Source organism: Streptomyces sp. NBC_00878 (genome assembly GCF_026341515.1).
Classification (GTDB): Bacteria; Actinomycetota; Actinomycetes; order Streptomycetales; family Streptomycetaceae; genus Streptomyces.
Window position 1 is genome coordinate 7,993,482 of record NZ_JAPEOK010000001.1, and the last position, 22,843, is coordinate 8,016,324.

20 protein-coding genes, 2 pseudogenes and 1 riboswitch are annotated in these 22,843 nt (G+C 68.9%); of the genes and pseudogenes, 16 read left to right on the top strand and 6 right to left on the bottom strand.

What is annotated here, in order from left to right; genetic code table 11:
- Positions 1-27: 27 nt before the first annotated feature.
- Complete coding sequence (locus OHA11_RS34645; RefSeq protein ID WP_266503046.1) at positions 28-1,002, top strand: carbohydrate kinase family protein; 975 nt, start codon at positions 28-30, stop codon at positions 1,000-1,002.
- A 150-nt stretch (positions 1,003-1,152) separates the two neighbouring features.
- Here OHA11_RS34645 and OHA11_RS34650 read toward each other — a convergent pair whose 3' ends face one another.
- Complete coding sequence (locus tag OHA11_RS34650) at positions 1,153-2,547, bottom strand: cysteine desulfurase/sulfurtransferase TusA family protein (RefSeq protein WP_266503047.1); 1,395 nt, start codon at positions 2,545-2,547, stop codon at positions 1,153-1,155.
- Between the two features lie 499 nt (positions 2,548-3,046).
- Here OHA11_RS34650 and coxB point away from each other — a divergent pair, with 499 nt between their 5' ends.
- The 4 genes from coxB to OHA11_RS34670 all read left to right on the top strand — a co-directional run bounded on the left by coxB (position 3,047) and on the right by OHA11_RS34670 (position 7,497).
- Positions 3,047-3,967, top strand: a complete 921-nt coding sequence (gene coxB, locus OHA11_RS34655; RefSeq protein ID WP_266507661.1) for a cytochrome c oxidase subunit II — start codon at positions 3,047-3,049, stop codon at positions 3,965-3,967.
- The gene (gene ctaD, locus OHA11_RS34660; protein WP_266503048.1) at positions 3,964-5,709 is read left to right on the top strand and encodes a cytochrome c oxidase subunit I; all 1,746 of its coding nucleotides are present in this window, start codon (positions 3,964-3,966) and stop codon (positions 5,707-5,709) included. The genes coxB and ctaD overlap by 4 nt, the downstream gene beginning before the upstream one ends.
- A complete protein-coding gene (locus tag OHA11_RS34665) occupies positions 5,706-6,104 on the top strand; it encodes a cytochrome c oxidase subunit 4 (protein WP_055615514.1) in 399 nt (132 codons plus the stop codon). The genes ctaD and OHA11_RS34665 overlap by 4 nt, the downstream gene beginning before the upstream one ends.
- Positions 6,105-6,234: 130 nt before the next feature.
- Positions 6,235-7,497, top strand: coding sequence for an Ig-like domain-containing protein (locus tag OHA11_RS34670; protein ID WP_266503050.1), 1,263 nt, complete (start codon positions 6,235-6,237; stop codon positions 7,495-7,497).
- Between the two features lie 122 nt (positions 7,498-7,619).
- On the opposite strand, the gene OHA11_RS34675 is transcribed toward OHA11_RS34670, so the two are convergent.
- Positions 7,620-8,021 (bottom strand): hypothetical protein, encoded by a 402-nt coding sequence (locus OHA11_RS34675; protein WP_266503052.1) that lies wholly within the window; start codon positions 8,019-8,021, stop codon positions 7,620-7,622.
- A gap of 189 nt (positions 8,022-8,210) precedes the next feature.
- On the opposite strand from OHA11_RS34675, the gene OHA11_RS34680 reads away from it, so the two are divergent.
- The 6 genes from OHA11_RS34680 to OHA11_RS34705 all read left to right on the top strand — a co-directional run bounded on the left by OHA11_RS34680 (position 8,211) and on the right by OHA11_RS34705 (position 15,500).
- On the top strand, positions 8,211-8,831 hold the full coding sequence (locus OHA11_RS34680) for a heme-copper oxidase subunit III (RefSeq protein WP_266503053.1): 621 nt from the start codon (positions 8,211-8,213) through the stop codon (positions 8,829-8,831).
- A 65-nt stretch (positions 8,832-8,896) separates the two neighbouring features.
- A complete protein-coding gene (locus OHA11_RS34685) occupies positions 8,897-9,706 on the top strand; it encodes a c-type cytochrome (RefSeq protein WP_266503054.1) in 810 nt (269 codons plus the stop codon).
- Positions 9,703-10,770 (top strand): ubiquinol-cytochrome c reductase iron-sulfur subunit, encoded by a 1,068-nt coding sequence (locus OHA11_RS34690; RefSeq protein WP_266503055.1) that lies wholly within the window; start codon positions 9,703-9,705, stop codon positions 10,768-10,770. The genes OHA11_RS34685 and OHA11_RS34690 overlap by 4 nt, the downstream gene beginning before the upstream one ends.
- Positions 10,767-12,404, top strand: a complete 1,638-nt coding sequence (locus tag OHA11_RS34695) for a cytochrome bc complex cytochrome b subunit (protein ID WP_266503056.1) — start codon at positions 10,767-10,769, stop codon at positions 12,402-12,404. Before OHA11_RS34690 ends, OHA11_RS34695 begins: the two co-directional genes overlap by 4 nt.
- 170 nt (positions 12,405-12,574) lie before the next feature.
- Positions 12,575-13,639 carry an anthranilate phosphoribosyltransferase gene (trpD, locus tag OHA11_RS34700; protein ID WP_266503058.1) on the top strand — a complete coding sequence of 355 codons (1,065 nt, stop codon included), beginning with the start codon at positions 12,575-12,577 and terminating at the stop codon, positions 13,637-13,639.
- A 178-nt stretch (positions 13,640-13,817) separates the two neighbouring features.
- A riboswitch (SAM riboswitch) is annotated at positions 13,818-13,934 on the top strand.
- A 189-nt stretch (positions 13,935-14,123) separates the two neighbouring features.
- Positions 14,124-15,500, top strand: a complete 1,377-nt coding sequence (locus tag OHA11_RS34705) for an aminotransferase class V-fold PLP-dependent enzyme (protein ID WP_266503059.1) — start codon at positions 14,124-14,126, stop codon at positions 15,498-15,500.
- A gap of 83 nt (positions 15,501-15,583) precedes the next feature.
- Here the strand turns inward: OHA11_RS34705 and OHA11_RS34710 are convergent.
- The 4 genes and pseudogenes from OHA11_RS34710 to OHA11_RS34725 form a co-directional block, all read right to left on the bottom strand.
- Positions 15,584-15,739 (bottom strand): annotated as a pseudogene (locus tag OHA11_RS34710) (two-component sensor histidine kinase); the annotation flags it as partial.
- Positions 15,740-15,972 (bottom strand): annotated as a pseudogene (locus tag OHA11_RS34715) (small secreted hydrophilic protein); the annotation flags it as partial.
- Positions 15,973-16,062: 90 nt separating this feature from the next.
- Positions 16,063-16,344: an Lrp/AsnC family transcriptional regulator gene (locus OHA11_RS34720; RefSeq protein WP_266503060.1), complete on the bottom strand. Its 282-nt coding sequence runs from the start codon at positions 16,342-16,344 to the stop codon at positions 16,063-16,065.
- 41 nt (positions 16,345-16,385) lie between these two features.
- Positions 16,386-17,138, bottom strand: a complete 753-nt coding sequence (locus OHA11_RS34725; RefSeq protein WP_266503062.1) for a rhomboid family intramembrane serine protease — start codon at positions 17,136-17,138, stop codon at positions 16,386-16,388.
- 157 nt (positions 17,139-17,295) lie between these two features.
- Here OHA11_RS34725 and OHA11_RS34730 point away from each other — a divergent pair, with 157 nt between their 5' ends.
- The 5 genes from OHA11_RS34730 (at position 17,296) to OHA11_RS34750 (ending at position 22,823) form a co-directional block, all read left to right on the top strand.
- Positions 17,296-17,535 (top strand): hypothetical protein, encoded by a 240-nt coding sequence (locus OHA11_RS34730; protein WP_266503064.1) that lies wholly within the window; start codon positions 17,296-17,298, stop codon positions 17,533-17,535.
- A gap of 35 nt (positions 17,536-17,570) precedes the next feature.
- Positions 17,571-18,920 carry an NYN domain-containing protein gene (locus OHA11_RS34735; RefSeq protein WP_266503067.1) on the top strand — a complete coding sequence of 450 codons (1,350 nt, stop codon included), beginning with the start codon at positions 17,571-17,573 and terminating at the stop codon, positions 18,918-18,920.
- A 376-nt stretch (positions 18,921-19,296) separates the two neighbouring features.
- The gene (locus OHA11_RS34740) at positions 19,297-20,328 is read left to right on the top strand and encodes a C40 family peptidase (protein WP_266503068.1); all 1,032 of its coding nucleotides are present in this window, start codon (positions 19,297-19,299) and stop codon (positions 20,326-20,328) included.
- Positions 20,329-20,546: 218 nt separating this feature from the next.
- Positions 20,547-21,557: an NlpC/P60 family protein gene (locus OHA11_RS34745; RefSeq protein ID WP_266503070.1), complete on the top strand. Its 1,011-nt coding sequence runs from the start codon at positions 20,547-20,549 to the stop codon at positions 21,555-21,557.
- A gap of 63 nt (positions 21,558-21,620) precedes the next feature.
- Complete coding sequence (locus OHA11_RS34750) at positions 21,621-22,823, top strand: hypothetical protein (RefSeq protein WP_266507663.1); 1,203 nt, start codon at positions 21,621-21,623, stop codon at positions 22,821-22,823.
- The last annotated feature ends 20 nt before the right edge of the window (positions 22,824-22,843 follow it).

The window sequence follows — 22,843 nt, forward strand, 5'->3', positions numbered from 1 at the left end:
CCCTCCTCGCAGGAGCGTGTCCTAGCCGTGCGTATCGCAGTCTCGGGCTCCATCGCCACCGATCACCTCATGACCTTCCCCGGCCGCTTCGCCGACCAGCTGGTCGCGGATCAGCTGCACACGGTCTCCCTCTCCTTCCTCGTCGACAACCTGGACGTACGCCGGGGAGGTGTGGGAGCGAACATCGCCTTCGGCATGGGCCAGCTCGGCTCCTCGCCCATCCTGGTCGGGGCGGCGGGCTCCGACTTCGACGAGTACCGGGCCTGGCTGGACCGGCACGGCGTCGACACCGCGTCCGTACGGATCTCCGAGGTGCTGCACACCGCGCGCTTCGTCTGCACCACGGACGCCGACCACAACCAGATCGGCTCCTTCTATACCGGCGCCATGAGCGAGGCCCGCCTCATCGAGCTCAAGGCCGTCGCCGACCGTGTGGGCGGACTCGACCTGGTCCTGATCGGCGCGGACGACCCCGAGGGGATGCTCCGGCACACCGAGGAGTGCCGGACCCGCTCGATCCCCTTCGCCGCCGACTTCTCCCAGCAGATCGCGCGCATGAACGGCGACGAGATCCGTCTGCTCCTCGACGGGGCGACGTACCTCTTCTCGAACGAGTACGAGAAGGGGCTCATCGAGTCCAAGACCGGCTGGAGCGATGCGGAGATCCTCGCCAAGGTCGGGCACCGGGTGACGACCCTCGGGGCTCGCGGGGTGCGGATCGAGAGTGTGGACGGGGATCCGATCGAGGTCGGTGTGCCGGAGGAGACGGCGAAGGTCGACCCCACCGGGGTCGGGGACGCCTTCCGGGCGGGCTTCCTGTCGGGACTGGCCTGGGGGGTCTCGCACGAGCGGGCCGCACAGGTCGGGTGCATGCTCGCGACGCTCGTCATCGAGACGAAGGGCACGCAGGAGTACCAGTTGAAGCGGTCGCACTTCTTGGACCGGTTCACGAAGGCGTACGGGCATGACGCCGCGACGGAGGTCCAAGGGCACCTGGCTTAGTGCTGGTGCCCTTTCGACCGGGGCGCTTCGGTTCGTTTGTGTCCGCGGGTGCGTGGGGGCTGGTCGCGCCCACGCGGCCGAGCCGCACATGGATGCAGCCCCGCGCCCCTAAAAGCAAGGGGTGCACCCTCTTACAAGGGGTGCACCCCCTTACATCGTGATGCGGCGGACCACGTATGCCGTTCCGCCCTCTGCCGGTTCCTCGCCCACGTACTCCTGGCCCCGCATCTCGCACCACGCCGGGATGTCCAGGCGGGCCGCCTCGTCGTCGGAGAGGACGCGGACCGTGCCGCCGACCGGGACGTCGGTGATCACCTTGGCGAGTTCGATCACCGGGATCGGGCAGCGCTTGCCGAGGGTGTCCACGACGAGGGAGGCGGGGGAGCCGTCCTCGACGGTCACCTTGGGGGCGGTCGTGGGGGCGCCCAGCTTCTCGCGAACCGCCGCGACCGTGCGGGGCAGCACGTCCAGGAAGCGGTCCACGTCCTTTGCCGGGGTGCCGAGGGGGAGGGACACCCTGACGTTGCCCTCGCTCAGTACGCCCATCGCCTTCAGGACATGGCTCGGAGTCAGCGTGCTGCTCGTACAGGACGATCCGGACGACACCGAGAAACCCTCACGGTCCAGCTCGTGCAGCAGTGTCTCTCCGTCGACATAGAGACAGGAGAAGGTGAGGAGATGGGGGAGCCGGCGCACCGGGTCGCCCACCACCTCCACGTCCGGGACGAGTTCCGGCACCCGCGCGCGGATCCGGTCCGTCAGCTCCCGCAGCCGGGCCGACTCGGCGGCGGCCTCCGCCCGTACGGCCCGCAGGGAGGCCGCCGCGGCGACGATCCCGGGGATGTTCTCGAAGCCGGGAGCCCGCCCCGACTCCCGTTCGTCGGCCGGGCCTTGAGGGGCGTACCGCACTCCCTTGCGTACGGCGAGCAGCCCGACCCCGGCGGGCCCGCCCCACTTGTGGGCGCTGCCGGTCAGCAGTGACCAGCCGCCCTCGACCGGCCCCCAGGCCAGCGACTGTGCCGCGTCCACCAGAAGCGGCACGCCCGCCGCACGGCACGCCTCGGCGACGGCGGCCACCGGCTGCTCCGTACCCACCTCGTGGTTGGCGGACTGGAGGCAGGCGAGCGCGGTGTCGGGGCGCAGGGTCTCGGCGTACACGCCTGGGGAGACCGCACCCGTGCGCAGAACGGGCACTTCGGACACCGTGCCGCCCTGGTTCCGGTGGACCTCTGCGGAATGGAGCACCGAAGAATGTTCGACCGCGGACACGATCAGGTGGCGTCCGACGCGGTGGCGTCCCGCGAGCGCGCCGGCGATTCCGGTGTGGACCGCCCGTGTGCCGGAGGTGGTGAACACCAGCTCGTCCGGACGGCAGCCGATCGCCTCGGCGGCGGCCTCGCGGGCGGCGTCCAGGAGGAGCCGCGCCCGCCGTCCCTCCCGGTAGAGGCGGGCCGGGTCGGCCCAGCCCTCGTCCAGGGAGGCCTGGAGGGCCTGGCGGGCCACGGGGTGGAGGGGGGCGGAGGATGCGGCGTCGAAGTAGGACACGACCTCACGCTATGCGGTCTGGGCGGGTACGGGAGCATGGGGCTTGATCGTCGGGTGCGGGCCGGTGGGGGCCGGGCGCGCAGTTCCCCGCGCCCCTAAAGGCACTGGTGCGGAGCCGCAAAAGATGAAAGACAGGGGCGCGGGGAACTGCGCGATCAGCCCCCACCGGCCCGCACTCGCCGACGAACAGAACCCCCGAGTTCACAGGCGCCCCGCGACGGGCCGTCACATACGTCCCGGAGCCCCGCATTCCACCCCATCGGGGTGGGGGGCGGCGCGTTGGGGACCCTCCCCGCGCGACCCCAAAAAGCGTCCAGTAGGGTTTGGTCCGCATAAACATCCAAACCCCTGCCCGACGCAGGGCGGCGACCGACCAGCGAGAAGGCCGCAGCCAACAGCGCGGGCGAGACTCTCGGGAAGGCGCTACGTGAGTCCCAACGGCTCCGACCTCCCCCACGCCCTGGGGGGCGCGGGCGGTACCCCCACGCCGCGGCGCCCGATGCGGCGGAAGCTGCTGCAGGCGATGACTGCGGGCCTGGTCCTGGCGACCGCCACCGGTTGCACATACGAGGACTTCCCGCGCCTTGGTATGCCCACCCCGACCACGGAAGAGGCTCCGCGGATCCTCTCCCTGTGGCAGGGCTCGTGGGCGGCAGCGCTCGCCACGGGCGTGCTGGTCTGGGCCCTGATCCTGTGGAGTGCGTTCTTCCACCGGCGCAGCCGCACCAAGGTCGAAGTTCCTCCGCAGACCCGGTACAACATGCCCATCGAGGCGCTGTACACGGTGGTCCCGCTCATCATCGTCTCGGTGCTCTTCTACTTCACGGCCCGCGATGAGACGAAGCTCCTCAGTCTCGACGAGAAGCCCGACGTCACGGTCAACGTGGTCGGCTTCCAGTGGAGCTGGGGCTTCAACTACATCGCGGACGTCGACGGCTCGACCGGTGACGCGGCGACCGACAAGAACCTGGACGCGATTCCGAACAGGTTCAAGGAGCAGTTCCCGGCGAACGCCGGCGGTGTCTACGACGTCGGTACGCCCGCCACGAAGAACCTGCAGACGGGCAACCCCGGTCCGACCCTCTGGCTCCCCAAGGGCAAGACGGTCCGCTTCATCCTCACTTCGCGTGACGTCATCCACTCCTTCTGGGTGGTGCCGTTCCTCATGAAGCAGGACGTCATCCCGGGACACACCAACTCCTTCCAGGTGACTCCCAACAAGGAGGGCACCTTCCTGGGCAAGTGCGCCGAACTCTGCGGCGTCGACCACTCCCGGATGCTCTTCAACGTGAAGGTCGTCTCTCCCGAGCGCTACGAGGCCCACCTCAAGGAGCTCGCCGAGAAGGGTCAGACCGGTTACGTCCCGGCCGGCATCGAGCAGACGGACCACGAGAAGAACCGGGAGACGAACAACCTGTGAGCATCCTCAACGAACCTCAGGGTGCCGCCGCGGCCGAAGACTCGTACGAGAACGAGCTACCGGTACGGCGTAAGCAGCCCGGCAATGTCGTGGTCAAGTGGCTCACCACCACGGACCACAAGACGATCGGTACGTTGTACCTGGTCACGTCGTTCGCGTTCTTCGTCATCGGCGGCGTGATGGCACTGCTGATGCGCGCCGAACTGGCCCGTCCCGGCAACCAGCTCATGTCGAACGAGCAGTTCAACCAGGCGTTCACGATGCACGGCACGATCATGCTGCTGATGTTCGCGACGCCGCTGTTCGCCGGCTTCACCAACTGGATCATGCCGCTGCAGATCGGCGCGCCCGACGTGGCGTTCCCGCGGCTGAACATGTTCGCCTACTGGCTGTACCTGTTCGGCTCGCTGATCGCGGTGGGCGGTTTCCTCACCCCGCAGGGTGCGGCCGACTTCGGCTGGTTCGCCTACTCCCCGCTGTCGGACGCGGTCCGCTCGCCGGGCATCGGCGCCGACATGTGGATCATGGGTCTGGCGTTCTCCGGCTTCGGCACCATCCTGGGCGCGGTCAACTTCATCACCACCATCATCTGCATGCGCGCGCCGGGCATGACGATGTTCCGCATGCCGATCTTCGTGTGGAACGTGCTGCTCACTGCGGTCCTCGTCCTGCTGGCCTTCCCCGTGCTCGCCGCCGCGCTGTTCGCGCTGGAGGCGGATCGGAAATTCGGGGCACACATCTTCGATGCCGCAAATGGTGGTGCCTTGCTGTGGCAGCACCTCTTCTGGTTCTTCGGGCATCCAGAGGTGTACATCATCGCCCTGCCGTTCTTCGGGATCATCTCCGAGGTCATCCCGGTCTTCTCCCGCAAGCCGATGTTCGGCTACATGGGCCTGATCGGCGCGACGATCGCCATCGCCGGCCTGTCGGTGACGGTGTGGGCGCACCACATGTACGTCACCGGCGGTGTGCTGCTGCCGTTCTTCTCCTTCATGACGTTCCTCATCGCCGTGCCGACGGGCGTGAAGTTCTTCAACTGGATCGGCACGATGTGGAAGGGGTCCCTGTCGTTCGAGACCCCGATGCTGTGGGCGACCGGCTTCCTGATCACCTTCACGTTCGGTGGTCTGACCGGTGTCATCCTGGCCTCGCCGCCGATGGACTTCCATGTGTCGGACTCGTACTTCGTCGTGGCGCACTTCCACTACGTGGTGTTCGGCACGGTGGTGTTCGCGATGTTCTCCGGCTTCCACTTCTGGTGGCCGAAGTTCACCGGCAAGATGCTCGACGAACGCCTCGGCAAGATCACCTTCTGGACGCTGTTCATCGGCTTCCACGGCACCTTCCTCGTCCAGCACTGGCTGGGCGCCGAGGGCATGCCCCGTCGTTACGCGGACTACCTCGCGGCCGACGGCTTCACCGCCCTGAACACGATCTCGACGATCAGCTCGTTCGTGCTCGGCCTGTCGCTCCTTCCCTTCATGTACAACGTGTGGAAGACGGCCAAGTACGGCAAGAAGGTCGAGGTCGACGACCCGTGGGGCTACGGCCGCTCGCTGGAGTGGGCGACCTCCTGCCCGCCGCCGCGGCACAACTTCCTCACGCTGCCCCGGATCCGTTCCGAATCCCCGGCCTTCGACCTGCACCACCCGGAGATCGCCGCTCTCGACCAGCTCGAGAACGCTGGACACGGGGACACCAATAAAGCCGTCCTCGCTGGTGGCAAGGAGGCCGGCAAGTGAAGGTCCAAGGCAAGATGTTCCTCTGGCTGGCGTTCTTCGTGCTGGCCATGGCGATCGTCTACGGCGTGTGGTCCAAGGAGCCCGCCGGAACCACGGCGCTCTTCCTGGGCTTCGGCCTGTGCGTCATGATCGGCTACTACCTGGCCTTCACGGCCCGTCGTGTCGACGTGGGCGCCCAGGACAACAAGGAGGCCGACGTCGCCGACGACGCCGGTGAGGTCGGTTTCTTCAGCCCGCACAGCTGGCAGCCGCTCTCCCTCGGCATCGGCGGAGCGCTCGCCTTCATGGGCGTGATCTTCGGCTGGTGGCTGCTCTACTTCTCGGCCCCGATCATCATGATCGGCCTGTGGGGCTGGGTCTTCGAGTACTACCGCGGAGAAAGCCAGAACCAGTAACACGCGCACAGACGCGGAAGCCCGGACACTCCGTCAGGAGGTCCGGGCTTCCCTCTTTTGCCACGTCTTCCGTCCCTCACACGGCCTAATCGCCGCGCCGGGTGCCGACAACGGTTCCTACGTTGAGGTCATGAGCCACTCACCGAGAACCCGCACCGTCGTCAGCTGCACTGTGCTGTTGGTCGCCATAGGCGTCGGCGTCACGGCCTGTGGCTCCGACGGCCACCCTCTCTCGGCCAAGCCCTACGACGCGGCGGACGACATCTCCTTCAACGTCTCCGCGGACGACGGCAAGAAGGCCGACCCCGACAAGCCGCTGGAGATCACCGCGGACGACTCCGACGGCCGCATCACCGACGTGACGGCCACGGACGCCGCAGGACGCTTCGTGGCGGGCGAACTGTCCGCCGACGGGGCCCGCTGGCACAGCACCTCGCCGCTCGCCGCGGGCGCCCGCTACACGGTCCGTGTGAGCACGGAGGACGAGGACGGCGCCCCCGGCCGCAAGGTCCTCGACTTCGACACCAGCAAGCCCACCACGAAGAAGCGGCTGAACGTGAAGTTCGGGCCCGAGAAGGGTACGTACGGCGTCGGCCAGCCCGTCACCGCCGAGCTCAGCGCCCCGGTCAAGGACAAGGCCGCGCGTGCCGTCGTCGAGCGGGCCCTCAAGGTCGACTCACAGCCCGCCATGGAGGGCGCCTGGCACTGGGTGGACGACAAGAAGCTGCACTACCGCCCCAAGGAGTACTGGCCCGCCCACGCCACCATCCGGGCGCACAGCAACCTCGCGGGCATCAAGATCGCCGAACGCCTCTGGGGAGGCAAGGCCAAGCCCCTGAAGCTCACCACGGGCGACCGCGTCGAGGCCATAACGGACGCCGCCTCGCACTCGATGACGGTCTACAAGAACGGTGAGACGATCAACACGATCCCCGTCACCACCGGCAAGCCCGGCTTCGAGACCCGCAACGGCGTCAAGGTCGTCCTGGGCAAGGAGTACTTCGTACGCATGCGCGGCACGAGCATCGGCATAGCCGAGGGCAGCGCGGACTCGTACGACCTGCCCGTGTACTACGCCACGCGGGTCACCTGGAGCGGCGAGTACGTGCACGCCGCTCCCTGGTCCACCGGCTCCCAGGGAAGCGCCAACGTCAGCCACGGCTGCACGGGCATGAGCACCGAAAACGCCGCCTGGTTCTACGAGAACTTCCGCGCCGGCGACATCGTCAAGGTCGTCAACTCGGACGGCGACACGATGGCCCCGTTCGGCAACGGCTTCGGCGACTGGAACCTCGACTGGAAGAAATGGCGCACGGGCAGCGCCCTGGTAGCCGACGCTCCGGACGGCCCGGGCCCGGACGCCCAACTGAGACTGCGCCCAGAGTCCGTGTAGGGCCTGCACCGGGTCCTTTAGGGGCGCGGGGCTGTGACATTTTGCGGCTCCGCCGCGGGGGCGCGACCAGCCACAACGCACCCGCACCCGCCGAACCACAGGACCGACCGAGCTCCCAGGCGTCAGGCGCTGAGCAAACGCTTCCTGCGGAGCAGCCCCGCCAGGGCAGAGGCAAACTCCACCGGCTCGACCGGCAGGGTCACCGCGGCGTCAGCCCGGCTCCACGTGGCCAGCCACGCGTCCTGAGGCCGCCCGATCAGCAACAGCACCGGCGGACAGTCGAAGATCTCGTCCTTGATCTGCCGGCAGATACCCATCCCGCCCGAGGGAACGGCCTCACCGTCGAGCACGCACACATCGATGCCACCGCGGTCCAGTTCCTTGATCACGGCGGCATGCGTCGCGCACTCGATGAACTCGACCTGAGGCACGTCCGTGGCCGGCCTCCGGCCGGTCGCCAGCCGCACCTGCTCGCGGGTGTTGGAGTCGTCGCTGTAGACCAGCACCGTTGCGGTCGGCTGCATTCTTCCTCCGGGACGTCAGCGTCGTAGAGACAGAGACGGACAAGGTCCGCTGCCGCGGATGCTACTCCCTCGATCACCTGGCCAACACCGGTTCGGACAGGGCTTCGATGGGCCATACGGGCTGGACACACCCTACGGACGTCCCGAACAGCACCCCCCGGAGTGAGGGCGGGATAAGCGACCGACATAATGTCGGTCGTGGCGACAGCAACGACAGTAGAAACCGGGCACGCGCACCCGTCGGTCAATCGGCCGAACCTCACCAGCGTCGGAACCATCATCTGGCTGAGTTCCGAGCTGATGTTCTTCGCGGCCCTCTTCGCGATGTACTTCACCCTGCGATCGGTGACCGGGCCGGATCACTGGAAGGAGATGGCGGACCTTCTCAACTTCCCGTTCTCCGCGACGAACACCACGATCCTGGTGCTCTCCTCACTGACCTGCCAGCTCGGTGTGTTCGCCGCCGAGCGAGGGGACGTGAAGAAGCTCCGGATGTGGTTCATTGTCACCTTCGTCATGGGTGCGATCTTCGTCGGAGGACAGATCTTCGAGTACACCGAGCTGGTCAAGAAGGACGGGCTCTCGCTCTCCTCCGACCCGTACGGCTCGGTGTTCTACCTGACCACCGGCTTCCACGGCCTGCACGTGACGGGTGGTCTCATCGCCTTCCTGCTGGTCCTCGGGCGCACCTACGCCGCCCGCAGGTTCACGCACGAGCAGGCGACCGCCGCCATCGTCGTGTCCTACTACTGGCACTTCGTCGATGTCGTCTGGATCGGCCTCTTCGCCACGATCTACATGATCAAGTAGCCGGGCCCGTTCCCGAGCACATTCCAGAAGCATCGACGCAGAAGATCCTGACACCGGGGTAATCCGTGAAAAAGCTCTCCGCACGACGACGCCATCCGCTGGCGGCGCTCGTCGTCCTACTCCTCGCGCTGGCATGCACCGGGGGGCTGTATACCGCGTTCGCGCCCGCGGACGAGGCGCAGGCCGGTACAACCGCCCAGTCCCTAGCCATCGACGAGGGCCAGAAGCTCTACGCCGTCGGCTGCGCCAGCTGCCACGGCACCGGCGGTCAGGGTTCCACTGACGGTCCGAGTCTCGTCGGCGTGGGCGCCGCGGCCGTCGACTTCCAGGTCGGCACCGGCCGCATGCCGGCCCAGCAGCCGGGCGCGCAGGTTCCGAAGAAGAAGGTCATCTACTCGCAGGCCGAGATCGACCAGCTCGCGGCGTTCGTCGCCTCGCTGGGTGCCGGTCCGACGGTGCCGACCGAGGAGCAGTACAACCCCGAGGGCGCGGACATCGCCAAGGGCGGTGAGCTCTTCCGTACCAACTGCGCGCAGTGCCACAACTTCACCGGCAAGGGTGGCGCGCTGACGAACGGCAAGTACGCCCCGACGCTGGAGGATGTCGACCCGAAGCACCTCTACGAGGCCATGCAGACCGGCCCGCAGAACATGCCGTCCTTCCCCGACACCACGCTGACGGAGAAGAACAAGAAGGACATCATCGCGTACCTCGACGCGGTCAACAGCGACGACTCGGAGAGCCCCGGTGGTCTGGAGCTGGGCGGCCTCGGGCCGGTCAGTGAAGGCCTCTTCGGCTGGATCTTCGGTCTCGGCGGACTGATCGCCGTCGCCGTGTGGGTCGCCGCCCGGACCGCAAAGGCCAAGAAGTCATGAGTAGCCAAGACATTCCAGAAGAGAACCTGCCCGCCGAGCGGGCCGACGACGAGCACGCGCACGGCGCCGTGAGTGTCGCGGACGAGAAACACCCGTTCGCGGACCCCGGTCTGCCGCCGCACGAGCACCGGGTCCAGGACATCGACGAGCGGGCCGCCAAGCGCTCCGAGCGCACGGTCGCCCTGCTGTTCACGCTGTCGATGCTGGCCACGGTCGGCTTCATCGCGTCGTTCGTGACGATCCCGGCCGACGAGATCGTCTACATCTTCCCGCTGGGCCACATCAGCGGACTGAACTTCGCCCTGGGCATGACGCTCGGTCTGGCGCTGTTCTGCATCGGCGCGGGCGCGGTCCACTGGGCCCGCACCCTGATGTCCGACGAGGAGATGACCGACGAGCGCCACGCCATCGCGGCGGAGCCCGAGGTCAAGGCCAAGGTGCTGGCCGACTTCAAGCAGGGCGCCAAGGAGTCCGCGCTCGGTCGCCGCAAGCTGATCCGCAACACGATGTTCGGCGCGCTGACCCTGTTCCCGCTGTCCGGCATCGTCCTGCTGCGCGACCTCGGTCCGCTGCCGGAGGACAAGCTGCGGCACACGTTGTGGTCCCGGGGCAAGCTGCTCGTCAACATGAACACGAACGAGCCGCTGCGTCCGTCCGACGTCGTGGTCGGGTCGCTCACCTTCGCCAAGCCCGAGGGCCTGGAGGAGGACGACCACGATTTCCAGAACGAGATCGCCAAGGCGGCCCTGATGATCATCCGGCTGCAGCCGGACGACATCAAGGACAAGCAAGAGCTCGAGTGGTCCGTCGACGGCATCGTGGCGTACTCGAAGATCTGCACCCACGTCGGTTGCCCGATTTCCCTGTACGAGCAGCAGACGCACCACGCCCTCTGCCCCTGCCACCAGTCCACCTTCGACCTCTCCGACGGTGCCCGAGTGATCTTCGGCCCGGCCGGTCACCCCCTGCCGCAGCTGCAGATCGGTGTGAACGACGAGGGCTACCTTGAGGCGCTCAGCGACTTCGAAGAGCCCGTCGGTCCTGCTTTCTGGGAGCGCGGATGAGCACTACGACCACCTCCGACTCTCGCTCGCGAGAGAAGGCGCCGGGCGGCGAGAAGATCGCCGACTGGGCCGACGGCCGGCTGGGGATCTACTCCCTGGCCAAGGCCAACATGCGCAAGATCTTCCCGGACCACTGGTCCTTCATGCTGGGTGAGATCTGCCTCTACAGCTTCATCATCATCATCCTCACGGGTGTGTACCTGACGCTGTTCTTCCACCCCTCGATGAACGAGATCGAGTACCACGGAAGCTACGTCCCGATGCAGGGGCAGCTGATGTCGGAGGCGTTCGCCTCCACGCTGGACATCAGCTTCGACGTCCGCGGCGGTCTGCTCATCCGGCAGATCCACCACTGGGCGGCCATCGTTTTCCTGGCCGGCATGTTCGTGCACATGATGCGCGTCTTCTTCACCGGCGCGTTCCGCAAGCCGCGTGAGATCAACTGGATGTTCGGCTTCCTGCTGTTCGTCCTCGGCATGTTCACCGGCTTCACCGGCTACTCGCTCCCGGACGACCTGCTCTCCGGCACCGGCGTCCGTTTCACCCAGGGTGCGATCCTGGCCACGCCGATCGTCGGCACGTACGTCTCGTTCTTCCTGTTCGGCGGGGAGTTCCCGGGCGGCGACTTCGTCTCGCGGTTCTACTCGATCCACATTCTGCTGCTGCCCGGCATCATGCTGGGCCTGGTGGTCGGCCACCTGATCCTGGTCTTCTACCACAAGCACACGCAGTTCGCGGGCCCCGGAAAGACCAACAAGAACGTCGTCGGCATGCCGCTGCTGCCGGTCTACATGGCCAAGGCCGGAGGCTTCTTCTTCCTGGTCTTCGGTTTCATCGCGATGCTGTCCGCGGTCGCGTCCATCAACCCGATCTGGGTGCTCGGGCCGTACCGGCCGGACCAGGTGTCCACGGGCGCCCAGCCCGACTGGTACATGGGCTTCGCCGAGGGCCTGATCCGAGCGATGCCGGGCTGGGAGATCAACCTCTGGGGTCACACACTGGTCCTCGGTGTGTTCATCCCGCTGGTGCTCTTCGGGCTCTTCCTCGGGATCATCGCGATGTACCCGTTCATCGAGTCCTGGATCACCGGGGACAAGCGCGAGCACCACATCCTGGACCGGCCGCGCAACGCCCCGACCCGTACGGCCTTCGGTGTCGCCTGGGTGACCGCCTACATGATCATGCTGATCGGCGGTGGCAACGACATCGTCGCGACGCACTTCCATCTGTCGATCAACTCGGTCACCTGGTTCGTCCGGATCGGGTTCTTCGTCGGACCGGTGCTCGCGTTCGTCGCCACCAAGCGGATCTGTCTCGGCCTCCAGCGCCGCGACAAGGACAAGGTGCTGCACGGCCGCGAGTCGGGCATCATCAAGCGCCTGCCGCACGGTGAGTTCGTCGAGATCCACGAGCCGCTCAGCCAGGAGGCGCTGCACACCCTCACGGCGCACGAGCAGTACGAGCCGGCCGCGATCGGCCCGGCGGTCGACGAGAACGGTGTCGAGCGCAAGGTGAAGGGCCCGCAGAAGTTGCGGGCGAAGCTCAGCAACGCGTACTTCGGCGAGGACAACCAGATCCCGAAGCCGACCGCTGAGGAGTACAAGGAGATCACGAGCGGCCACGGCCACCACTGATCTTCGACCTGTTCGCCACGGCAGGAGCCCCGTCCATTGCCCCGACGGGGCTCTTTGCCGTCCCCGGGGCTGGATAGGGTGGACCTGTTCCCGTACGAGCCACGAACTACGGGCGAAACCCACATCCCACAGGCGTCCCCATCGCGGGACGGACGACCCAGGAGCGGCATATGAGCGCTGTGACCCCCGCTGGAGGCGACACCGCGGCGGTCCGTTCCTGGCCCGCCCTGCTGAACGGCCTGCTGGACGGGCGCGACCTGAGCGCCGCCGACACCGCCTGGGCGATGGACCTGATCATGCGGGGCGAGGCGACCGACGCGCAGATCGCCGGGTTCGTGGTGGCGCTGCGGGCCAAGGGCGAGACCGTCGAGGAGATCACCGGGTTCGTCCAGGCGATGTACGAGCACGCGAACGTGATCGAGGTGCCCGGGGAGACCGTCGACATCGTCGGTACGGGTGGGGACGGGGCGAAGACCGTCAACATCTCCACCATGTCGGCGATCGTCATCGCGGGTACGGGCGCCAAGGTCGTCAAGCACGGCAACCGGGCCGCCTCCTCGGCCTCCGGGGCGTCCGACGTGCTGGAGAAGCTCGGGGTCAATCTGGAGCTGCCGACGCATCGGGTGGCAGCGGTCGCCGAGGCGGCCGGGATCACCTTCTGCTTCGCGGCGAAGTTCCATCCGGCGATGCGTCATGCGGGCGCCGCGCGTGGGCAGTTGGGGATCCGGACGGTGTTCAACGCGCTCGGTCCGCTGACCAATCCGGCGCGGGTGAAGGCGCAGGCCGTCGGGTGCGCCGACCCGCGGATGGCGCCGATCATGGCCGGTGTCTTCGCCGAGCGCGGCAACTCGTCGCTGGTCTTCCGCGGCGACGACGGGCTCGACGAGCTGACCACCACGGCCACGTCCCGGGTGTGGGTCGTACGGGACGGGAAGGTGCGCGAGGAGTCCTTCGATCCGCGTGACGTCGGGATCGAGCTGGTGCCGGTGGAGGCGCTGCGCGGGGCTGACGCCTCGTACAACGCGGATGTGGCCCGGCGGCTGCTGAACGGGGAGACCGGGCCCGTGCGGGACGCCGTGCTGCTGAACTCGGCGGCGGCGCTGGTGGCTCTGTCGCCCGGGGACGGGCCGCTCGCGGACCAGCTGGGGGCGGGGATGGTGAAGGCCGCGGCCGCGATCGACTCGGGGGCGGCGAAGGCGACGTTGGAGCGGTGGGTGGCGGCGACCAACGCGTAGCGGTTGCGGCGGGGGCTTTCTTCGCCCCCGCCGCCCCTATCCAGTCCCGTCACTTCTCGGGGGCTTCGCCCCCGAACTCCCCTTGCGCAGTTCCCCGCGCCCCTGAACCCGACCCCCGCCGTCCCGGTATCCGGACGGCGGGGTTGCGTCTGGATGATCGTGTGGCAAGATGCTGGCAGGTCATGAGCGACAGCCATCAGGCCCCGGCCGGCTGTCCGGCAACCCTCCGTCCGTGGCGGGGTGCCCCGGGTGAAGACCAGGTCGTAGGCAGTGAGGTCTACGGCAAGCGCGGACCCCTCGCCCTCTTTTGAGTGGACACAGCCCAGGGGTCCTGGTCGTTCGAGGGAGCCTTCTGTGAGCCAGCGAATGCGATAGGGCGTCGAGCCCCGCCTCCGCACACCCCTTTTCACCTTCACCCACGCTTGAGCCGTACCCAGTCGTACCCGCTCGCGTGGTGTTCCCGCCTGCCTCACAGGAGTTCGCCATGTCTGTTTCCACCGCTGCCGCCGCCGACCGGTCCGTCTGCCGTGACACCTCCGGCTCCCTGCCCGTGCTGGGACGGGACGTCACCGTCCCGCTCGTCACCGGCGGTGAGGTCACCTACGCCGCGCTCGACTACGCCGCCAGCGCCCCGGCCCTCCAGCGGGTGTGGGACGACGTGGCCGCGTACGCCCCGTACTACGGGAGCGTGCACCGGGGGGCCGGTTACCTCTCCCAGCTGTCCACCGACCTCTTCGAGAACGCCCGCCGCACCGTCGAGGAGTTCCTCGACTGCCGGGACGGTGACCAGGTCGTCTTCACCCGGTCCACCACCGACTCGCTCAACCTCCTCGCCGCGGCGCTCCCCGCCGACTGCCAGGTCTTCGTCTTCGAGACCGAGCATCACGCCTCCCTGCTGCCGTGGCGGGACGCCCGCGTCACCTACCTCAACGCCCCGCGCACCCCGGGCGAGGCCGTCGCGACGCTGGAGCGGGCGCTCGCCGAGCGGGATCCCCACGGGCCGGCGCTCGTGTGCGTCACCGGCGCGTCGAACGTCACCGGCGAGCTGTGGCCCGTACGGGAACTCGCCGCCGCCGCACACACGCACGGCGCCCGGATCGTGCTCGACGCCGCCCAGCTCGCGCCCCACCACCCCGTGTCCGTACGGGAGTTGGACGTCGACTGGGTCGCCTTCTCCGGTCACAAGCTGTACGCGCCCTTCGGCTCGGGTGTCCTCGCCGGACGTGCCGACTGGCTGACCGCGGCCGAGCCGTACCTCGCGGGCGGGGGCGCCTCGCGGAAGGTCTCGCGGCGGGTGGACGGCGGCGTCGACGTCGAGTGGCACGAGGGCGCCGCACGGCACGAGGCCGGGTCGCCCAACGTCATCGGCGCCTACTCCATCGCCTCCGCCTGCAAGGCCCTCACCGAGGCCGGCTTCGACACGCTGGTCGCCCGCGAGCAGCACCTGATCGACACAGTACGGACCGGTCTCGCCGAGGTGCCCGAGGTGCGCGTCCTCTCCCTCTTCGGCGCCGACGCGCCCCGCGTCGGCGTCATCTCCTTCGTCGTCGAGGGCTGGAACAGCTCGCACTTCGCCGCCGCGCTCTCCGCCGAGTACGGCATCGGGGTGCGGGACGGTCTGTTCTGCGCGCACCCGCTCGTGCGCACGCTGCTCGGCAGCGACCCGCAGTCCCAGGGCGAGTGCGGTGCCCCCGAGGCGGCGCCCGGCGAGAAGTCGCTCAACGCCATTCGGGTCAGCTTCGGGGCGGGGACGCCGGACGAGCACGTCGAGCGGTTCGTCCGGGCCGTCAAGGAACTGGTCCGGGACGGCGCGAAGTGGAACTACCGCACGGTGGAAGGGCGTTGCGTCCCGGCCGTGTGACCGGCAGGTCGGACGCGGCGTACGCCCAGGTCGAGGGCGGCACGGATCAGCTCGCCGACGACGTCCCCGGCGCCCGCGAGCGGCCCCGTCAGCTCCTCGTCGGGATCGGCGTACTGCCGTTCCAGGAAGACCCTGAGCAGCCGTGCCGGGTCCGTGAACGGCGGCCCGGTCTCCGGTTCCACCCCCCGTTCCTCGAAGTTCGCGAACTCGCCCGCCTCCTGGGCGAGCAGACCGCTGACGTCATCGTCGTCACTGACCGGAGGCCGCGACACGACCTCGTCACTCGGCGTCGGCGCGGGTGTCGTGGCCGCGGGTGTCGTGGGCGTCGCCGAGGGCGACCCGCTTCCAGCTCCACCGTGGGCGGCGCCTTCGGAGCCTCCGGACTGTCGGTCAGGGCGTAACCGGTGGCGGCGATCCCCAGCGGAATCACCACGACGGCGGCGAGCGCCGCCATCCGGTGAGAGAAAACCATGGGGGGATCCTGTACGCGGTACAGGGCGGCCAGGACGAGCGCCGGATGAAGAACCCTTCATCCGGGGTTCGACGACGCAGCACGGCCGAGCTAGTTGTCCAGCCCGATGGCGAACGCGGCCTCAAGATCATGCTGGGAGTACGTACGGAACGCCACATGCGTGTCCGTCCCCTGCACCCCCGGAATCTTGCTGATCATCCCGGGAATCACATCGGCCAGATCGTCATGGGCCTTCACCCGGACCATGGCGATCAAGTCATACGTACCGGTAACGGAAAAAACCTCGCTGACACTGTCCAGCGCGGCGATCGACTCCGCGATCTCGGGGATCCGGTCCACGCTGGTCTTGATGAGCACGATCGCGGTGATCACGGCTGGTTTTCTCCCTCGGTGGCCATGGCTGGGTTTTCACCTTACTCAGCCTCGCGCCCGGGAGTCTTTTCGGCCGGGGGTCCGGGGGTTGTCCCCCGGGAGAACACAGCAGCCGTACGCCCATAGCGCACCCACGCGTACAGGAACCCCGCCGAGAACCCCAGCAAATGCGCCAGGTACGCCACCGCCGGCCCGTGGGTCGCGCGGCTCGCCGCCATCCACTGGAGGGACACCCAGAAGGGCAGGACCACCCAGGCCGGGAATCGCAGCGGCAGGAAGAAGAGGAACGGAAAGAGACTGGTCACCCGGGCTTTGGGGAACAGGTAGAGGAACGCGCCGAGGACTGCGGAGATCGCCCCGGAAGCGCCGACCAGCGTCTGCGCGGAGTCCGAGTGGGCCGCCGCGTAGCCGAACAGGGCGAGATAGCCGCAGCCCACATAGAAGAGGGCGAACTCGAAGTGGCCCATCCTCTCCTCGGCCATCGCCCCGAAGACATAGAGGAAAAGCATGTTCCCCAGCAGATGCAGCCAGCTGCCGTGCACGAAGAGGGCGGTGGCCGGGGTGGCGGCGGCCCGCAGCGTCCACTCGAACAGTTCGACGGGCACCACACCCCAGCGCTCGAAGTAGGCCCGCTGCGCGGAAAGGAGCTGGTCACCGGTGCCGTACGTGGGGCTGAGGCCCGAGAGCGGACCGATCACGAAGATCAGGCAGCACAGGGCGATCAGTCCGTAGGTCACCGGAGCGGACTGACTCCGGACCGCCTTGCCGACGGTCGTACCCCAGTTGCCGATCATGGAACAGAGCATGACGTAACGGGACCGAAGCGCACAGAGCGCCTCGCCGCTCCCGGTGGACGGGCGTCGAGTACCCGCCAGGCCGTAGGGTTACGAGCCACACGCTCCAGGGAAGCTGGTGCGGCATGGAGACTCAGGAAAGAGAGCGACTGCCACGATGACGGTTCCCCTGCCGACCGCCGAGACCCGGTGGCGCTGCACGCTCTGCGGCAACCTCACGCGCTTCGACGTGACCCGTTCGTCGAAGGTCGTCGAGTACGTGCACCTGGACCTGGCCGGGGAGCCGAAGATCGAGGAGCGCGAGGTGGTCAGTGAGACCATCGAGTCAGTGCGCTGTCGCTGGTGCAACGCGATGGATCAGGTGGAACTGGTGGACAGGCCGGGCGCCGGCTCCTGACAGGAGCGGGCCCCGCACGGACGATGGGGTGAAGGATGGTGGAGACCGCAGGTGGGGAGCCGGACGACGGCGCCGCCGAGGTGCTCGACCGTCCGCTGCCCGACGGCGTGCGGCGCAGGGTCGTACAGATCGTCTCGGACGGCTTCGGCGGGCTGACCGTGGCCGAATTGCCTACGCAACTGCGGCAGTACGCCCGGTTCGCCCCCAATCGTCGCGCCAAGTTCGCGGGCAACGCGATGGCGGCGGCGCTGGAGACGGATCCGCTCTTCAGGCAGCGCATCGCCGAGAAGCTCAGAGAGGCCCAGTCGGAGCTGACCGGAGCCCTCGACTCCGGCTCGCCGCCCCCGGCCGCGGACCCGCTGGACGTGGCGGCCGCGGCCTATGTGCTGCGGCCCCCGGGCTGGGTGAAACTCGTGACCGCCGCGGGCGAGGAGGCCCTGCGGGCGGACGCCGAGCGCGCCGACGAGGAGACCCGGGCCGAGCTGGACCGGCTGCGCGAGGAGCTCGCCGAGGCGCGCGGCCAGACCCGTGTCGAGACGGAGCGGCTGCGGGCGGAGCTGGAGTCGGCGAAGAAGGAAGCCGAATCGCTTCACCGCAAGCTGCGCGGTGCCCTCAGTGACGTCAAACGCGGCGAGGCGGCCCTGCGCAAGCTGCGGGGCGAGATGGAGTCCGTCCGCGGTGAGGGGCAGGGCCAGGTGTCCGCGGCCGAGAGCGAGACCCGGCGGCTCAAGGCAAGGCTGAGCGAGGTCGAGGCCACCCTGGAGGCCACCCGCCGCGCGGCTCGTGAGGGGCGCAGCGTCGAGGACATGCGCGTACGGCTGCTCCTTGACACCGTGCTCGACGCGGCCCAGGGGCTGCGGCGCGAACTCGCCCTGCCGCCCGTGTCGGTGCGGCCCGCGGAGACCGTGGACGCGGTCGAACCGGGACGGATGACGCCCAAGGACATCGCGGCCCGCGCGCTGTCCGAAAACGATCCGGCGATCCTCGACCAGTTGCTCGCGCTGCCGCAGGCGCATCTGGTCGTCGACGGCTACAACGTCACCAAGACCGGCTATCCCCAGATGCCCCTGGAGAAACAGCGGCTCAGGCTCCTCGGGCAGCTCTCGCAGCTCGCCGCGCAGACCGGCGCCGAGGTCACCTGTGTCTTCGACGGGGCGGAGCTGGCCGCCCCGGTGCTGCTCGCGCCGCCGCGCGGGGTGCGGGTGCTCTTCTCCAAGCCGGGCGTCACCGCCGACGAGGTGATCCGCCAGCTGGTGCGCGCCGAGCCGCCGGGGCGGCCCGTCATCGTCGTCTCCACCGACCGTGAGGTGGCCGACGGCGTGGCGAAGGCGGGGGCGCGGCCGGTGGCCTCCGCGGTGCTCCTGAAGCGTTTCTCGCGCGGCTGAGCGAGCGGGTTCCGAGCGACCGGCCGAGCGGGTTTCACGCGGCTCCGCAAGGGAATTTCGCACGGTCGACCTTCTGATGGTGTACGTCACCTACGTAACAGACGCCCCAAGCGCAACACATGAGCATCTTGCCCCAATTGGCGAGACCTTCACGCAACGTAGCGTCAAGCACGCATTACTGCATGTGAGTTGCGTGTAAATAATGCGGTCGGTGACGGAGTTTTTTCCGATGAGGATTTGAACTGATCACAGGAACATCACTAGGGTCGGGCGTCGAACCTCCGCTCGGGTGATCACTCATTGGGAGTGACGGTGGAGGGGCACCGCCAACCGGTGTTCTCGGTGGGCGGCTGAGGTAATGAAGGAGCTCGCCTCCGTGGCGTCCCACCGTCGACCGAAGCAGCCGAGCCGCACCCGCGTGACCGTGCTCACCACCGCCGCCGCTGCCGCCGTGGCCCTCAGCTCGCAGGCGGCCAACGCCGCGCCCAGCGAGAAGCCGACCAAGAACGAGGTCAAGGCCAAGGTCGACAAGCTCTACGAAGAGGTCGAGCGCGCCACCGACAAGGCCAACGGGGCCGAGGAGAAGCAGGAGAAGCTCGAAAAGGAGATCGACACTCTCCAGGACCAGGTCGCACGCGGCCAGGACGAGCTCAACACCATGCGCGACAGCCTCGGTCTGATGGCCAGCTCCCAGTACCGGACGGGTGCCATCGACCCCTCCGTCCAGCTCTTCCTCTCCTCCGACCCGGACGACTACCTCGACAAGGCGTCCACGATCGACCAGTTGAGCGCTCAGCAGGTCGAGGCGCTGAAGAAGGTCCAGGAGAAGCAGCGGACCCTCGCCCAGCAGCGTGAGGAAGCCGCGGGCAAGCTCAAGGACCTCTCCGAGACCCGCGAGACCCTGGGTGAGAAGAAGAAGGAAGTCCAGACCAAGCTCGCCGCCGCGCGCAAGCTCCTCAACACCCTGACCGCCAAGGAGCAGGCGGCCCTGAACGCCGCGGACCAGCGCGCCAGCCGCGACGCCGGAGGCCGCATCGAGCTCGGCAACGAGGTGCCCGCCTCCGAGCGCGGTGCAGCCGCCCTCGCCGCCGCGAAGACCCAGATGGGCAAGCCGTACGTCTCCGGCGGCAGCGGCCCCAACTCGTACGACTGCTCCGGTCTGACGCAGTGGGCTTACGGCCAGGCCGGTGTGTCGATATCCCGGACCACGTACACGCAGCAGAACGACGGCGTGAAGATCGGCCGCGACCAGCTCAAGCCCGGCGACCTCGTCTTCTTCAACAGCCTCGGCCACGTCGGCCTGTACGCGGGCAACGGCGTCCTCCTGCACTCCCCGAAGCCGGGCGCCGTCGTCCGTCTTGAGTCGATGAGCACGATCGGCACCTTCCAGTTCGGCGTCCGCGTCTGACCCCTCGTCGGGCGGTGAGGTTGATCGCCACGCCGCCCGAACGGGCTAATTCCCGCAACTTCCGCTGACCCCACGCCCCGCTGATGACCTGCGTCTGAGGCGGGGCGTCGCGTTGTGTACCCGTATGGGTCTTTGGCCCTTGCGTAGTCGCACGGCTACTGTCTGCCGCGTTTCCCCCAACTCCGGGGGTCCGTCAGCGGAAGGGAGTGCGGCTTCCTGTGGGGTCCCATCGCCGCCATGTACCGTCCGGCTTCGACCGGGGCGCCCGAGGCGCCACCCTGTGCGTACTGACCGCCGCGGCAGCGGCCCTCGGCGTCCCGCCGGCCGGCGCCGCGCCGCAGGACGACACCCATGCCGAGGTGGACCGGCTGTACGAGGAGGCCGAGCACGCCACCGAGTCGTACAACAAGGCCGACGAGCGCGCCGACACCCTGCGCGACCAGGTCGACAAGGCGCAGGACCGGATCGCCAGACAGCAGGACCGCATCAACACCATGCGGGACGCGCTCGGTTCGCTCGCCGGGGCCCAGTACCGCTCCGGCGGACTCGATCCCTCGCTGGCGCTGATGTTCTCCGACGACCCGGACGACTACCTCGACAAGGCGGCCGTCCTCGACCGGATCAGCTCCCGGCAGGCCGGGGAGCTCAAGGAACTGCAGGGCGCCATGCGTGACCTCTCCCAGGAGCGCGAGGAGGCGACCCGCAAGCTCACCGAGCTGGACAGGAGCCGCAAGGCCGTCGCCCAGCACAAGCGCACCGTCGAGCAGAAGCTGTCCAAGGCGCGGCAGTTGCTCAACGCGATGCCGGACGCCGACCGCGCCGCCTACGACCGGACCTCCCGCTCGGGCCGCGTCCCCGACCTCACCGGTGCCGTCCCGTCCTCCGGCCGCGCGGCGGCCGCCGTCGCCGCGGCCCGCTCGGCCGTCGGCCGCCCGTACGTCTGGGGCGCCAACGGACCCACCGGGTTCGACTGTTCGGGCCTCACCCAGTGGTCGTACGCGCAGGCCGGTGTCGGTCTGCCGCGCACCTCGCAGGCCCAGGCGCACACCGGAAGGCAGGTGTCGCTCTCCCAGGCGCAGCCCGGTGACATCGTCACCTACCGGGGCGACGCCAGCCATGTCGGGATGTACGTGGGCAACGGCCAGGTGATCCACGCGCCCTACCCGGGCGCCCCGGTGCGCTACGACCCGGTGGGCATGATGCCCGTCAACACCGTGACGCGCCCCTGACCCCACGGGCCGGGCGCCGTACGATCAGGACTCGTGGCTGGTCGTGGGCGTGCGCCGAGGTGGATGGTGGGAGTGCTGCTGGCCGGCCTCGTCGGCCCGGCCGGTCTGGTCGGCTGTGGCGGGAGCTCGGGGACCGACAGCGCCGCCTCCGACGTCCGGCGCGTGCTCGACCGACGGGCGGCGGCGGTGCGCGGCGGCAGCGAGGGGGAGTTCGTGGCGACGGAGGCACCGGCCACCGTCGCCATCGGTGAACGGGCCGCCGCGCGCACCGAGTTCAGGAACCTGCGGGCGGTCCCGCTCACCGAGTGGTCGTACCGCGTGACCGGCTTCCACCGCTCCGGCGACCGCGCCACGGCCGACGCGGAGCTCCGCTACCGCATAGCGGGCTACGACAAGGCCCCCGTCGTCACCGCCCGCACGCTGGGCCTCGCGCGGGCCGACGGACGCTGGTACGTGACCGCCGACCGGCCCGCCAAGGACGTCGGCCAGCAGTTGTGGGAGCAGGGGGCCGTCCTGGCCGTACGCGGCGAGCGCAGCCTCGTCCTGGGCGTCGGGCAGCCGCGCGCCGCGCTGCGCGGCTACGCGGAGCTGGCCGACCGCGCGGTGCCCGCGGTGCGGGAGGCGTGGGGCGAGGACTGGTCGCGGCGGGTCGTCGTCCTCGTACCGAAGTCGCTGGAGGGGATGGCGGGGCTGCTCGGGGCGCCCGCGTCGGGGTACCGGGGGATCGCCGCGGTCACCACGGGCGAGGCGGGAGGATCCGTGAAGGCGCCCGCCGACCGGATCATCGTCAACCCCGACGCGTACGGGGTGCTCGGCGCCTTCGGGCGGCAGGTCGTCCTCACTCACGAGACGACCCATGTCGCGACCCGCGCTTCGACCTCCGCGGCCACCCCGCTGTGGCTCTCCGAGGGGTACGCGGACTGGGTCGGCTACCGCGGCACCGGCCGTACGGCGACGCAGGCCGCGCCGGAGCTGGCGCGGGCGGTGGCCGAGGGGCGGGTGCCGGCCGCGCTGCCGGGCGACGGGGACTTCGGGTTCGGCGGGGACGCCGGTTCGCTGGCGCGGGCCTATGAAGGTGGGTGGCTGGCCTGCCGGTTGATCGCCGAGCGGTGGGGCGAGGTGCGGCTGGGGGAGTTCTACCGGGCCGTGGGGGAGCGGGAGAAGCGGGCCGGGGCCGTGGAGGCGGGGATGAGGGAGGTCCTGGGTACGTCGCTGGAGGAGTTCACGGGGTTGTGGCGGGCGTATGTGCGGGATCGGCTTGGGTGACTGGTGACTGGTGCGGGCCG

What these genes read in the sequence shown, in the direction of transcription:
- coxB (WP_266507661.1), top strand. Translation starts at nt 3,047, where the DNA reads ATGCGGCGGAAGCTGCTGCAGGCGATGACTGCGGGCCTGGTCCTGGCG.
- OHA11_RS34670 (WP_266503050.1), top strand. Translation starts at nt 6,235, where the DNA reads ATGAGCCACTCACCGAGAACCCGCACCGTCGTCAGCTGCACTGTGCTG.
- OHA11_RS34675 (WP_266503052.1), bottom strand. Translation starts at nt 8,021, where the DNA reads ATGCAGCCGACCGCAACGGTGCTGGTCTACAGCGACGACTCCAACACC.
- OHA11_RS34680 (WP_266503053.1), top strand. Translation starts at nt 8,211, where the DNA reads ATGTCGGTCGTGGCGACAGCAACGACAGTAGAAACCGGGCACGCGCAC.
- OHA11_RS34690 (WP_266503055.1), top strand. Translation starts at nt 9,703, where the DNA reads ATGAGTAGCCAAGACATTCCAGAAGAGAACCTGCCCGCCGAGCGGGCC.
- OHA11_RS34695 (WP_266503056.1), top strand. Translation starts at nt 10,767, where the DNA reads ATGAGCACTACGACCACCTCCGACTCTCGCTCGCGAGAGAAGGCGCCG.
- trpD (WP_266503058.1), top strand. Translation starts at nt 12,575, where the DNA reads ATGAGCGCTGTGACCCCCGCTGGAGGCGACACCGCGGCGGTCCGTTCC.
- OHA11_RS34705 (WP_266503059.1), top strand. Translation starts at nt 14,124, where the DNA reads ATGTCTGTTTCCACCGCTGCCGCCGCCGACCGGTCCGTCTGCCGTGAC.
- OHA11_RS34725 (WP_266503062.1), bottom strand. Translation starts at nt 17,138, where the DNA reads ATGATCGGCAACTGGGGTACGACCGTCGGCAAGGCGGTCCGGAGTCAG.
- OHA11_RS34730 (WP_266503064.1), top strand. Translation starts at nt 17,296, where the DNA reads ATGACGGTTCCCCTGCCGACCGCCGAGACCCGGTGGCGCTGCACGCTC.
- OHA11_RS34735 (WP_266503067.1), top strand. Translation starts at nt 17,571, where the DNA reads ATGGTGGAGACCGCAGGTGGGGAGCCGGACGACGGCGCCGCCGAGGTG.
- OHA11_RS34750 (WP_266507663.1), top strand. Translation starts at nt 21,621, where the DNA reads ATGGTGGGAGTGCTGCTGGCCGGCCTCGTCGGCCCGGCCGGTCTGGTC.